This window comes from Nonomuraea antimicrobica, from assembly GCF_039536965.1.
GTDB lineage: Bacteria > Actinomycetota > Actinomycetes > Streptosporangiales > Streptosporangiaceae > Nonomuraea > Nonomuraea antimicrobica.
The window spans coordinates 1-12,732 of record NZ_BAAAZP010000022.1 but is presented as its reverse complement, the minus strand read 5'-3'; the positions used below and the strand labels follow the sequence as shown (position 1 = coordinate 12,732).

Here is a 12,732-nt window from a genome sequence, read left to right as displayed (position 1 = left end):
TCCTTGTCTGCCGGTCCAGACCAGCCGGACCTCCGTACGCCAACGACTGACGATCGCCCCCGAACAGGGCGACCGTGACCATTGTCGCGGGTCCGGCCGATTCGCCGACCACGACCGGCGCCCCGTCCAATCCGGCCGGGATGACCACTATTCCCATGTGAACAGCTCGTCCCCCGCCTGCACCGCGCCCTCGACCACCCGCGTCACGTCCGCGGAGAGGGCGTCGAGCGCGACGACCGGGCAGACCGGCGAGCGCCCGCCCGCCTCGACGACCGCGGGGTCCCAGGCCACGACCGGCTGCCCGGCGCTGACCCGGTCGCCCTCCGTCGCGAGGAGCTGGAAACCCCGCCCCTTGAGCTGGACCGTGTCGATGCCCAGGTGCACCAGCACGCCCCGGCCGTCGTCGCCGACGATGACGTACGCGTGCGGGTGCAGCTTCATTATCTTTCCCGCTATGGGGGCCACGGCCTTCCCCGGCCCTCTCAGCGGGTCGATCGCCATTCCCGGCCCGACCATGCCCGCCGAGAAGACGGGGTCGGGCACGGCGGCCAGCCCCACGGCCTCCCCCTCCATTGGGGCGAGAACAGTCGTCATGGCCTCGCCCTCAGCCGATGATGTCCTCGATGTCGCTGGCTATGGTGTCCGCCTCCGGCCCGACGACCACCTGGACCACGTTCCCCGTGGCCATCACGCCATGCGCGCCGGCCGCCCTGAGCGCCGTTTGATCGATCTTGGACGCGTCGCGCACCTCCGTACGCAGCCGCGTGATGCAGGGTTCGATGTCGATGATGTTCTTGGCGCCGCCCAGCGCGGCGATGATCGCGTTCACGTCCGCCGCCATCCGGTCCTCCCTCGGGTTCGCACTCCGACCAGGCTAGATCAGTCGGTCTGGGTGACCTTGTTCAGACCGCGCGGCGCGTCGGGGTCGATGCCGAGCCTGCGGGCCAGCGTCTCAGTGAGGAGCTGGCCGGGCACGATCAGGCCCATCGGGGCCACCCATTCGGGCAGGTCGGGGCCGTTCAGCGCGGCCGTGCCCGCCCTGGCCAGTGCGGCGCCGCCGCCGATCGTGTACGCCGCCGCCCCCGCCGCGACCACCCGCTCGGCCAGCGCGACGGTGCCCTGCAGGGTGGGGCTGTTCTCCGAGGCCACGAGCAGCGCGGGCGTGTCGGCGTCCACGACGGCGATGGGGCCGTGCAGCAGGTCGGCGTACGACAGGCCCATGGCGTGCAGGTAGCAGGCTTCCTTGAGCTTGAGCGCGGTCTCCAGCGCCGTCGAGAACACCAGGCCGCGCCCGGAGACGACCACACCCGGCTTGTCGAGCAGCCCCTCGACCACGGCCTCCAGGTCTCCCGGCTCCGCGATCAGCTTCTCCACTGCCTCGGGCACCCGCTGCAGCTCGGCCACGTCCACGTCCGCGCCCAGCCCGATCGCGAGCACCGCCAGCGCGGCGAGCTGCGTCGTGTACGTCTTCGTCGCCGGGACGGCCTTCTCCTCGCCCGCCACCGTGCACAGGGCGACGTCGGCCGCCTGCGCCAGCGGGCTGTCCGGGCCGCCGTTGGTGATGCCGACGGTCCTGGCCCCGCAGTCCTTCGCCCAGGCGAGCGTCTCGACGATCTCCTCGGTCCGGCCCGACTGCGAGATGGCCACGGCGAGCACTCCGTCAAGGTCGAGACGGCGCTTGTACGTCGTCGCGATCGAGGGCGCGGCCAGTGCCGCCAGCCGTCCGGCGTGCGATTCGACCAGGTAACGCCCGTACACTGCTGCGTTGTCGGAGGTGCCGCGGGCGATGAACAGCAGTTGGCGAGTCTGCTCGCCGATCGCCCTGATCTCGCCGACCTGTGGGAGCAGGGAGTCCAGCGTGGCCCGCAACGCGGTCGGCTGCTCGGCGATCTCGCTGCGCATCTTCGTGGTCATCTTGGGCTCATCTCTTCACTCAATCCGGGCTCGGACTTGACCGTCTTTCACGCCATGTGGTCTAGTCCGGACTAGACCAGTACGAACCATAACTCATTGCCCAGGTAGAGACGAGGGGAGGATCCGTGGCGCACATCGATCCGGACAGCCCGGTGCCCAAATACTTCCAGCTTCGCGAGATCCTGCTGGACCTCATCGACAGCGACGAGCTCAGCATCGGGGCGGCCATCCCGTCCGAGCGCGAGCTGTGCCAGCGCTTCGGCCTGTCCAGGATGACCGTACGGCAGGCCGTGGACCACCTCGTGTCCGAGGGCCGCCTGCACCGCGTACCGGGCAAGGGGACGTTCGTCGCCCGGCCCAAGATCGAGCTGGCCCTGCAGCTCACGTCGTTCACCGACGACATGCGGGCCCGCGGCATGATCCCGGGCTCGCGCGACCTCGACCGCCGGATCGTGCGCGCCAGCGCCCACCTGGCCAAGGAGCTGGGGATCCAGCCGGGCGAGGAGGTGCACTTCATCGAACGGCTGCGCACGGCCGACGGCGAGCCGCTGTCCATCGAACGGGCCCACATCCCGGTCAAGCTCGCCCCGGACCTGGCCGACTATGATTTGTCGGAAAAATCACTGTACGAGCTGCTGGAGAGCCGCTACGGGCTCGTCATGGACGCCGGCGAGCTGACCATCGACGGCGGCCTGGCCGACCCCAGCGACGCCGATCTGCTGAAGCTGCCTCGCGGCGGGGCCGTGCTGCTGTTGCAGCGCAGGTCCTTCTCCGGCGGGGTCTGTGCAGAGCTGGGCGTGTCCACCTACCGCGCCGACCGCTACCAGCTCCGCACGCTCCTCGAAATGCCCGCCAGACGAGGCTGACCCGGCCTCCTGCGGGCCCCTTCAGGACGGCAGACTCTCTCAGAGGTCCCCAGCGGCCCATCCCCTGGCACCGACACGCCTCGAAGGAACCCCGCCAGCAGCACGCCCCGGCACCAACACGCCCCGGAGGAACGCCCGGTGAACGAGACCGCCGCCGCCCGCCCTTCGCCGCTCGCTCGTGTGATGTCCGTGCTCCAGCGGCTGGGCCGCTCCCTGATGCTGCCCATCGCCGCTCTGCCGGCGGCCGCCCTGCTGCTGCGCTTCGGCCAGCCGGACATGCTCGGCTCGAACGGCGCGGCGCCGGGCGGACTCGCGGACGTGGCCGGGATGGCCTGGATGAACCAGGTGGCCGAGGTGATGGCCGCCGCCGGGGCCGCGTTGTTCGAGAACCTGCCGATGCTGTTCGCCGTGGGCGTGGCCATCGGCTTCGCCCGCAAGTCCGACGGCTCCACGGCGCTGGCCGCCGTCGTCGGCTACCTGGTCTTCGACCGGGTGACGAAGGTGATGTTCTTCGGCTCGAACATCAGGGACACCATCGTCATCAAGGAACAGCAGACCGAGGGCGTCAAAGAGATCATCAACTACGGGATGCAGAACCCCACCAAGGTCCTCGGCGGCATCGTCATCGGTCTGGTCACCGCGCTCCTGTGGCAGCGGTTCTACCGGATCAAGCTGCCGTCGTGGCTGGCGTTCTTCGGCGGACGGCGTTTCGTCCCCATCATCACCTCCATCGTGGCCCTGCTCATCGGCGTGGCGTTCGGCTGGCTCTGGCCGGTGATCGGCGAGTGGATCCGGCACGCCGGCGAGGCCCTGGCCGCCCTCGGCCCGATCGGCACCGGCATCTACGGCGTGATCAACCGCCTGCTCATCCCGCTCGGCCTGCACCACTTCGCCAACTCCGTGGTCTGGTACGTGGTGCCGCAGTGCGAGGTCGGCGGCCGGGTGCTGGGCGGCGACTGGAACTGCTACTTCGGCGGCGCCCCGCACGCCGGCCAGTTCATGGCCGGGTTCTTCCCGATCATGATGTTCGCCCTGCCGGCCGCCGCGCTGGCCATGTGGCGGGCGGTGCCCAAGCCCCGGCGCGCGACCGTGGGCGGCATCATGCTGTCGGCGGCGCTGGCGTCGTTCGTCACGGGGGTGACCGAGCCGATCGAGTTCGCCTTCATCTTCGTGGCGCCGCTGCTGCTGGTGGTGCACGCGCTGCTGACGGGCCTGGCGATGGCCCTGACCACGCTGATCGGCGGCCAGCTCGGCTTCGGCTTCTCCGCAGGGCTGCTCGACCTGCTCCTGAACGCCAGCAAGTCCAACACCCAGAACCTGCCCGGCATCCTGATCCTGGGCGTGATCTACGGAGTGGTCTACTACGTCGTGTTCACGTTCCTGATCCGCAGGCTCGACATCATGACGCCCGGCCGCGAACCGGAGCCCGACGTCGACTCGGGCGAAACCTGACCACGCGCCCGGCCCCGGCCTGACCCGCCGATCAGGAAAGCGGCGTTACCCAAAGCTGATGACCGCCTGTCCCCCAAGGTTTGGGACAGCCCGTAAGCCTCCTGACCGCGCCCATAACATCCCCGAACCCCATCCAACTTCGGTCAAACCCCGCCGCATAAACGGGCAAACCCCGGCCCACGGTCAAGAAGTTGGCGCGCTTTGTATTTCTACGCCAGACCGAAAACTCCTTATAGCGATTCTTTTTTCCACCCTCGAATTGGAGATTCGACGTGCCCCGAGCACCCCGCGTCGACGTTACCCCCGCCCCCGAGCCTCCCCACCCCGAGATCCGGGCGGCGGCGGAGAGCCCGCGCACCCACGGCGCCCTGGCCCTGGCCCCGGGCTCCCTCGTGTGGGGCCCGGCGGGCGCCCTGCCCGACGAGCGCAAGCTGCGCCACCTCGTCCAGGCCCTGGCGGAGGTGCTGGCGGGGCGCCGTCCGCCCGAGACCGTGGCCGACCGGCTCACCGACCGCGCCTACCGCGACCTCGTACGCGCGGGCCGGATGATCCACGCCAGCCGGCCGCCGTTCGCGGGCGGCGTCCACATAAAGGAGCCCCGCGACGGCGTCATAGAAATGTGCGCCCTGGTCCATTGCGGCGACCGCGACCACGTCCTAGCCGTACGCCTGGAACGCCGCGGCGTGCAATGGCTGTGCACCGATTTCGAAACGGCGTGACCGGCGGGATCCGGCGGCAAAGAAAGACCCCCACCTCCCCGGGAAAGGGGGAAAGCGGGGGTCTTCGGCAAGAACCGAGAAGGGCGTCAGGCCGCGTTCTTCGGGTCTCCGTGGCAGCGCTTGTACTTCTTGCCCGACCCACACGGGCAAGGCGCGTTGCGCTCCACGTTCCCGTACGCCGCCCGCTCCGCCGGGGTCGTACGCACCCGGGTGTGCTCGACCTCGCCCTGCTCACCGGGCGCCGAGTATTCGAGCTCGGTCGGCCGCTCCGGCCCGCGCAGCCCGCGCGCGATGATCGAGCGGGTCTCCGCGATGGCCGCGTCCTCCTCCTCGACGATCGGGTTTTCCTGCACCTCGACCTCGAGGTTGAACAGGAAGCCGACGGAGTCCTCCTTGATGCCCTCGAGCATCCCGGCGAACATCTCGAAGCCCTCGCGCTGGTACTCGATCTGCGGGTCCTTCTGCGCGTAGGCCCGCATGCCGATGCCCTCGCGCAGGTAGTCCATCTCGTAGAGGTGCTCGCGCCACTTGCGGTCGAGCACCGAGAGGATCACCCGGCGCTCCAGGTCGCGCATGGTCTCCGGGCCGAACTCCGCCTCGCGCCGGTCGTACGCGGCCAGCGCGTCGGCCTTGACCTTCTCGCTGATCAGCTCGGCGGTCAGCTCCTCGCGGTTGCCGGCCTCCTCGATGAGGTCTTCGATCCTGACCGACACCGGGTAGAGCTCGCCGAACGCCTTCCACAGCTTGTCGAGGTCCCACTCCTCGGCGAAGCCCTCGGACGTGGCGCCCTGGACGTAGCCGCCGATCACCTCGCCGACGAAGCCGCGCACCTGCTCGTGCAGGTCGGCGCCCTCCAGGACGCGCAGGCGCTCGGCGTAGATGACCTTGCGCTGGCGGTTCATCACCTCGTCGTACTTCAGAACTTCCTTGCGGATCTCGAAGTTCTGCTGCTCGACCTGGTGCTGGGCGGAGGCGATGGCCTTGGAGACGATGCCGGACTCGATCGGCTGGTCGTCGGGGATGTTGAGCCGCGTCATGATCATCTCGACCCTGGCCGAGTTGAACAGGCGCATCAGGTCGTCGCCGAGCGACAGGTAGAAGCGCGACTCGCCGGGGTCGCCCTGACGGCCGGAACGACCGCGCAACTGGTTGTCGATGCGGCGCGACTCGTGCCGCTCGGTGCCCAGGACGTAGAGGCCGCCGAGCGTGGTGACCTCGTCGTGCTCGGCCTTGGCCGCCGCCCTGGCCTTCTCCAGCGCCTCGGGGTAGGCCTTCTCGTATTCCTCCGGGGTCTCGACCGGGTCGAGGCCGCGCTGGCGCAGCTCCTGGTCGGCGCGGAACTCGGAGTTGCCGCCGAGCATGATGTCGGTGCCTCGACCGGCCATGTTGGTGGCGACGGTGACGGCGCCCTTGCGGCCCGCCTCGGCGATGATCGACGCCTCACGCTCGTGGTTCTTCGCGTTGAGCACCTCGTGCGGCACGCCGCGCCGCTTGAGCGCCTTGGACAGCCGCTCGGACTTGGCCACCGAGGTGGTGCCGACGAGCACCGGCTGCCCGGCCTCGTAGCGCTCCTTGATGTCCTCGACCACCGCGTCGAACTTGGCGTCCTCGGTCTTGTAGACCACGTCGGCCTGGTCTTTGCGGATCATCGGCCGGTTGGTCGGGATCGGGACCACGTTGAGCTTGTACGTCTTGTTGAACTCGTTGGCCTCGGTCACCGCCGTGCCGGTCATCCCGGACAGCTTGCCGTAGAGGCGGAAGTAGTTCTGGAGGGTGACCGTGGCGAGGGTTTGGTTCTCGTCCTTGATCTTCACGCTCTCCTTGGCCTCGATGGCCTGGTGCATGCCCTCGTTGTAGCGGCGGCCGTGCAGGATGCGGCCGGTGAACTCGTCGACGATCAGGACCTCGCCGTCGGCGACGATGTAGTCTTTGTCCTTCTTGAACAGCTCTTTCGCCTTGAGCGCGTTGTTCAGGAAGCCCACGAGGTGGGTGTGCTCCGGCTTGTACAGGTTGTCGATGCCGAGCCAGTCCTCGACCTTCTCGACGCCCGACTCCAGGATGCCGACCGTGCGCTTCTTCTCGTCGACGATGTAGTCGCCGGTGCTCTCCTCGCCCGGGTTCTTCGCCTCGACGCCCCTGCGCAGGCGGGGCACGATCTTGGCGAACTCGGTGTACCACTTGCCCGACTGCTCGCCGGGGCCGGAGATGATCAGCGGCGTGCGGGCCTCGTCGATGAGGATCGAGTCGACCTCGTCGACGATCGCGAAGAAGTGGCCGCGCTGCACGCACTCCTCGAGCGACCAGGCCATGTTGTCGCGCAGGTAGTCGAAGCCGAACTCGTTGTTGGTGCCGTAGGTGATGTCGGCCTGGTATTGCTTGGCGCGCTCGTCGGGCTGCTGGCCGGCGACGATGCAGCCGACCTCCATGCCGAGGAAGCGGTGGATGCGCCCCATGGTCTCGGCGTCGCGCTTGGCGAGGTAGTCGTTGACGGTGACGACGTGCACGCCCTTGCCGGCGATCGCGTTGAGGTAGGACGGCAGCGTGCAGGTCAGCGTCTTGCCCTCACCGGTCTTCATCTCCGAGATGTTGCCCAGGTGGAGGTTGGCGCCGCCCATGATCTGCACGTCGTAGGGCCGCTGGCCGAGCACGCGGCGGGACGCCTCGCGCACGGCCGCGAACGCCTCGGGAAGCAGATCGTCGAGGGTTTCGCCGTCAGCATGGCGCTGCTTGAATTCGTCCGTCAGCGCACGCAACTCCGCGTCGGACAGGCTCGTGAAGTCGTCCTCGATGGAGTTGACCTGGTCTGCGATCCGCTTGAGCTTGCGCAGGATCTTGCCTTCGCCGGCACGTAGGATCTTGTCGAGAATGGCTGCCACTTTATGTAAAGCTCCTCGCAGGTCTACCCCGGCGGCGCCGCCAGGAGGAGAGGCCGAGACAAACTTCCCCGTAGCCATCGTAGGCGGTTCCGCAACCAGACACAGCCACCGTGACGACGAGGGCGCCGAACCTGTCTGGGAGAATGGGTCAAGGCAGAGGGTATGCCGGTTGAGAGCCGGCTCGCACCAAATGCGGGATATCCGGCAAAGGAAGGATTAGTCATGGTTGAGGGGAAGAAGTCGGAGCATACGGAGAATCTCGGCAGCCACGGCGGGCGTCCGTCCTCGTGGCTCGCGGTGACGGTGATGCTGGTGGGAACCGTCGTGGCCGGCTTCGGGTTGACGGCCGACAACTGGACGCTCGTGTGGATCGGCACCGGGGTGTTCGTCGTCGGCGGCATCCTCGCCCTCGTCTTCGACATCTTCACCGACGTCGTGATCGACGCTCCCCGCGTGGGCATGCACGCTGAGGATCACCGCTGAAACACGCTCCACCGGCGGGCGCCCACCCCTGGGTGACCCGCCGTTTCCATGCCGTATCCATGCCGTTTCCATGCTGATCCCGCATCGATCCCGCGTGACCTCGTCGCGGATCCCGCGCGTGTCGTGACGTTACGGTCCCGCGCGTCGCAATTGATCTCTCGCGCTTATTGATCTTGCCCATCGCATTGTGGCTCGGGTTGCGCCGGTGACGGTTGTCGCGATTCTCCCGCGTGTCGTGTCTCTCGCATGTCTCTCTCGCATGTCGTGTCATGTCGTGTCTCCCGAGTGTCGCGGATTTCCCGGAGCCGTTCGGCGGGCGGGCGATTCTGTCGGTGGCCGCCGCTAGATTGCTCGCATGCATCGCCGTACGCATTCGCAGACATGACCGTCGCGACCCACCTGACCCCCGACGAGGCGCGCCGGATCATCCTGCGCTCGCAGGGCCTGATCGGCGCCGACTCGCGCAAGGGCGGAGCGCACGCCATGTTGCGCAGGCTGGGCGCCGTGCAGCTCGACACGATCTCGGTCCTGGCCCGCTCGCACGAGCTGGTCGCCTACGCTCGCCTCGGCGCGGTTGGCCGTCCCCAGGTCGAGCGCGCCTACTGGCACAACCCGGCCAAGAGCTTCGAATACTGGTGCCACGCCGCCTGCATCCTGCCGATCGAGCACTGGCCGCTCTACGCGTTCCGCCGCCGGGCGTTCCGCGACCGGCGCCACCGGTGGCACGAGGTGCCCGACGGCGTGGAGAAGCTGCTCGACCAGGTCCGCGAGTCGGGCCCGCTGACCACCTCCGACGTGGGCGGCGCCAAGAACGGCGGCCCGTGGTGGGACTGGTCCGACTCCAAGATCGGGCTGGAGTGGCTGCTCGACATCGGTGAGCTGGTGTGCAGCCGCCGGGTCGGCTGGCGGCGCGTCTACGACCTGGCCGAGCGCGCGGTCCCGGCCGGTCTGCTGGGCGAGGAGCCGTCCGACGAGGAGTGCGTCACGCGCCTGGCCTCGATCGCCGGGCGGTCCCTCGGCGTGGCCAGCCGCACCGACCTGCTCGACTTCCTGCGGCTCAAGGGCCGCTACGCGGAGATCCTCGACGAGGTCCTGCTCAGCGGCGCGGCGGGGCTGGCGCCCGTGACCGTCTCCGGCTGGCCCCGCAAGAGGGGCGAGGCGGCCAGCGCGTGGGCCGACCCCGCCGCCCTGGCATCCGAGCCGCGCGGCCGCCACCGCACCACACTGGTGTCGCCGTTCGACTCGCTCATCTGGCACCGGGGGCGCACCGAGCGGGTGTTCGGCTTCAAGTACACCCTTGAGCTCTACGTGCCCAAGCACAAGCGCGTGCACGGCTACTTCACGATGCCGGTGCTGGCCGGGGGTCAGCTCATCGGGCGGGTCGACCCGGCGCGCGAGGGCTCGACGCTGGTGGCCAGGCAGCTCAGCCTGGAGCCGGGGCTGTCGGCCGCCAAGTGGGCCGACGCGCTGCGCGATGCGCTGTGGTCGGCGGCCGAGTGGGTGGGCTGCGACGCCGTACGCGTCGAGCGCGCCGACCCGCCCGAGCTGCTCCCGATCCTGAACGCGCGCCGCCCCGACACCCCCTGAGCCGCCCGCCGCCACGGTCTCACCCGGTCTCACCCGGCGCGCCCCGCGAGCTGAGCGACCCCGAGTCGCACCCCCGCCCTGGGCGACTCGACCAGGCACGCCCGGTCCGGGCGACTCCGCATCGAACGCCCGGTCTGGGCGACTCCGCATCGACCCGGACGCCACGGCGGATGCCAGACCAGGGGCGGGCCGGTGGAGCAGCGAGAGCGGGTCAGGGGCGGGCCGGTAGATCGGGGGCGGGTCAGGGGCGGGCCAGTGGATCGGGGGCGGGTCAGGTGATTTCGAGCATGCGCTCGCGCACCGCGTACACCACGGCTTCCATCCTCGAATGGAGCTGGAGCTTGTCGAGGATGTTGCGCACGTGGTTCTTCACCGTGTTCTCGGAGATGAAGAGCTGCTTGGCGATCTCCCGGTTGTTCATGCCCTTGGCCACCAGACGCAGCACCTCCATCTCCCGGTCCGTCAGACGGGGGACGGGAAGCTGGGGCGGACGCTCGGCCTCCTTGCGGCTCATGTTGGCGAACTCGCTGATGAGCTTGGCCGCCATCGCCGGGTTGATTAACGACTGGCCTTCGTGCACGCCGCGCACCGCGGCGGGGACGTCGTTGATCTGGACGTCCTTGAGCAGGTAGCCGGTGGCTCCCGCCTTGATGGCCTCGAAGAGGTCTTCTTCCTCGTCGCTCACCGTCAGCATGATGATGCGGGTGCTCGGGACCGAGGCCTTGATGCCCTTCGTCGCCTCGATGCCGTCCTGCCGGGGCATGCGCACGTCCATGAGCGCGACGTCGGGCATGAGGCGATCGGCCAGTTCGACCGCCTCCTGCCCGTCGCTCGCCTCGCCTACCACCTCGATGTCGGGCTCGGCAGCCAGCGCCAGCGCCAGGCTCCGTCTGATCAGCTCGTGATCGTCGACGATCATCACACGGATCGGCTCGCTCGCCTCCGGGCGGGCCTCGCCGGACTCGGTCACGAGGCCTCCTCGATCCGCCTCGCGCCTGACTTTCCCTCGTTTCGCTCGCTCACCTGCGCCTGACTGAGCTCGCTCACGTCTCCTCCTCGTCGGGGGGCCAGAGCCGTCGAACCGCCATGATGGCATGTACCCGCGGTTCTCGGGTGGTCGAGAAGATCTTTTAGCGCGCGATCAGGGCTCTACGAGCCGTAGCACGCCGTAGTTGTAGCCGCGTCTGTTGTAGACGACGCACGGCTGGCCGCTCTCCTTGTCACGGAACAGATAGAAGTCGTGCCCGACCAGCTCCATCTCGAGCAGAGCCTGATCGATGGTCATGGGTTCGGCTCGGTGGAACTTCTCCCGCACGATGAGCGGCCCTTCGCCGTCCATCTCGATCGGGACGATGTCGTCGTAGAGCTGGTCGCTCTTCTGCCGCAGCTCGTCCTCGTCGGGTTCGGCCTGCTTGGGGACGGAGGTCTGCGTGAGGGGCGCCAGATCGGCGGGCTCGGACAGCGTCGCGGTGATCTCTGCCACGGAGGGCGGGGCATGGTTGCCGTGATGGACCTTGCGCCGGTCCGCCAGCCGCCTGAGGCGGCCTTCCAGCTTGTCGAGGGCGAGATCGAGGGCTGCGAATCGGTCGTCGGCCGAGGCCTCGGCGCGGATGGCCGGCCCTCGCGAGTGAATGGTGAGCTCGACGCGCTCGCGCTGGTCGGCGAGGCGCGGGTTACGTTCTTTCGACACCTCCACGTCGACTCGGATGAGTTTGTTGTCCAGACGTTCGATCCTGGCCAGCTTGGTCGTCACTTGGTCTCGGAACCGATCACTCACTCCTGTGTGCCGGCCCTTGACGATGATGTCCATGCAACAGCCCCCCTTCGGTCTAACGACTGAGCAAGAGCGCCCGACGACGTGCGCGTCGGACGGGGTCTTCTGTCTGCCTTTCTGCCACCGTTACCCTCTTCCGACACCGCGTCACCGGGAATTTGACTGGCACCCGCCCGGCCGACCTGGTCTTCGACCCCACATCCGCCTGCTGAGGGTTTCGCAGCTCTGTCGCCACTACTGCCCTTCTCTCCTGACGGGGGACATCCGGACCCCCGGGAAGGCAGGACTTACCCCTAAGCCGCACCGTGATCGGTCGACAAAGAGTCGCCTTACGTGGACCGTTTTGCCTGCGGCTGGCATCGGCTAGCAGAGCCGGGGACACCGACCCTGCGCAACCACGGACCCGAACGGGTGCCATGTCAGAACGCTATCCGCATCCAGGGCGAATGTCAGCCGAGGGACCGACCAAAGGATCACTTTCCGTGATTTCCCCAGGGTTGGTAAGCGCCTTCCCATGCCCTGTTTAACCAATCGGCAACCCATATGCGTGCCGGACCTCCGTACGCTGAGCAGCCAGGCCGCCGCCACAAGGGAAGTGACATGTGACCCCCGGGTGAGTATCACGATGTGGATCTTCCTTACCTACCGTCACCGTAATGACTTTCAAGATCTTCGGCGTGTCGCGCCCGCGGTCACCGCCAGCGGCACCCGCACCCCGGCCGAGCGCAGCGCTCTGGCGGCCTCCGCGAGGGTCGAGCCGGTCGTGACGATGTCGTCCACCAGCAGCGCACAGCCCTCTGGAGGCCCTTTCGCCGCGCGGGCGACCTGGAGTGACCCGGCGAGGTTGGCGCACCGCTCAGAGCGGCTCAGGCCCGCCTGGTCGGCCACCCGCCTCGACTGCCCCAGCCCCGTCCACACCTCCGCCGCCAGCCCGGCGGCCCGCAGCCGCCCGGACACCAGTGCCGCCAGCAGCCCCACGGGGTCGTGCCCCCGCTGCCGCGCGCTGCGCCGCGTGCTCGGCACCGGCACCACCGCGAACCCCGACCGCGCCCAGCCGTCGG

At 68.7% G+C, this 12,732-nt stretch carries 12 protein-coding genes; 5 read left to right on the top strand and 7 right to left on the bottom strand.

All coding sequences use genetic code 11. From position 1 onward, the window contains the following. Positions 1–147 precede the first annotated feature (147 nt). The 3 genes from ABD844_RS07485 to ABD844_RS07475 are packed head-to-tail and all read right to left on the bottom strand — an operon-like array spanning position 148 to position 1,914. Positions 148–594, bottom strand: a complete 447-nt coding sequence (locus ABD844_RS07485; protein ID WP_344874334.1) for a PTS sugar transporter subunit IIA — start codon at positions 592–594, stop codon at positions 148–150. A 10-nt stretch (positions 595–604) separates the two neighbouring features. Further along, positions 605–841, bottom strand: a complete 237-nt coding sequence (locus tag ABD844_RS07480) for a PTS sugar transporter subunit IIB (RefSeq protein WP_344874332.1) — start codon at positions 839–841, stop codon at positions 605–607. Between the two features lie 38 nt (positions 842–879). Next, entirely contained in the window at positions 880–1,914 is a 1,035-nt protein-coding gene (locus ABD844_RS07475; RefSeq protein WP_344874330.1) for an SIS domain-containing protein, read from the bottom strand. 125 nt (positions 1,915–2,039) lie between these two features. On the opposite strand from ABD844_RS07475, the gene ABD844_RS07470 reads away from it, so the two are divergent. The 3 genes from ABD844_RS07470 (at position 2,040) to ABD844_RS07460 (ending at position 4,951) form a co-directional block, all read left to right on the top strand. Beyond that, a complete protein-coding gene (locus ABD844_RS07470; RefSeq protein WP_344874328.1) occupies positions 2,040–2,780 on the top strand; it encodes a GntR family transcriptional regulator in 741 nt (246 codons plus the stop codon). A 138-nt stretch (positions 2,781–2,918) separates the two neighbouring features. Continuing rightward, the gene (locus tag ABD844_RS07465) at positions 2,919–4,232 is read left to right on the top strand and encodes a PTS transporter subunit EIIC (protein WP_344874326.1); all 1,314 of its coding nucleotides are present in this window, start codon (positions 2,919–2,921) and stop codon (positions 4,230–4,232) included. A 272-nt stretch (positions 4,233–4,504) separates the two neighbouring features. Then, on the top strand, positions 4,505–4,951 hold the full coding sequence (locus tag ABD844_RS07460; protein ID WP_344874324.1) for an Rv3235 family protein: 447 nt from the start codon (positions 4,505–4,507) through the stop codon (positions 4,949–4,951). A gap of 86 nt (positions 4,952–5,037) precedes the next feature. Here ABD844_RS07460 and secA read toward each other — a convergent pair whose 3' ends face one another. Next, complete coding sequence (gene secA, locus ABD844_RS07455) at positions 5,038–7,827, bottom strand: preprotein translocase subunit SecA (protein WP_344874322.1); 2,790 nt, start codon at positions 7,825–7,827, stop codon at positions 5,038–5,040. Positions 7,828–8,049: 222 nt separating this feature from the next. Between secA and ABD844_RS07450 the strand changes: the two genes are divergently transcribed. Both ABD844_RS07450 and ABD844_RS07445 read left to right on the top strand, forming a co-directional pair. Continuing rightward, entirely contained in the window at positions 8,050–8,310 is a 261-nt protein-coding gene (locus tag ABD844_RS07450; protein ID WP_344874320.1) for an HGxxPAAW family protein, read from the top strand. 381 nt (positions 8,311–8,691) lie between these two features. Then, on the top strand, positions 8,692–9,897 hold the full coding sequence (locus ABD844_RS07445; RefSeq protein ID WP_344874318.1) for a winged helix-turn-helix domain-containing protein: 1,206 nt from the start codon (positions 8,692–8,694) through the stop codon (positions 9,895–9,897). Between the two features lie 271 nt (positions 9,898–10,168). On the opposite strand, the gene ABD844_RS07440 is transcribed toward ABD844_RS07445, so the two are convergent. The 3 genes from ABD844_RS07440 to ABD844_RS07430 all read right to left on the bottom strand — a co-directional run. Next, entirely contained in the window at positions 10,169–10,867 is a 699-nt protein-coding gene (locus ABD844_RS07440; RefSeq protein WP_425568516.1) for a response regulator, read from the bottom strand. 171 nt (positions 10,868–11,038) lie between these two features. After that, positions 11,039–11,707, bottom strand: coding sequence for a ribosome hibernation-promoting factor, HPF/YfiA family (hpf, locus tag ABD844_RS07435; protein WP_344874316.1), 669 nt, complete (start codon positions 11,705–11,707; stop codon positions 11,039–11,041). A gap of 627 nt (positions 11,708–12,334) precedes the next feature. Next, positions 12,335–12,732: ComF family protein (locus ABD844_RS07430; RefSeq protein WP_344874314.1), on the bottom strand; the 398-nt coding region annotated here is incomplete at its 5' end.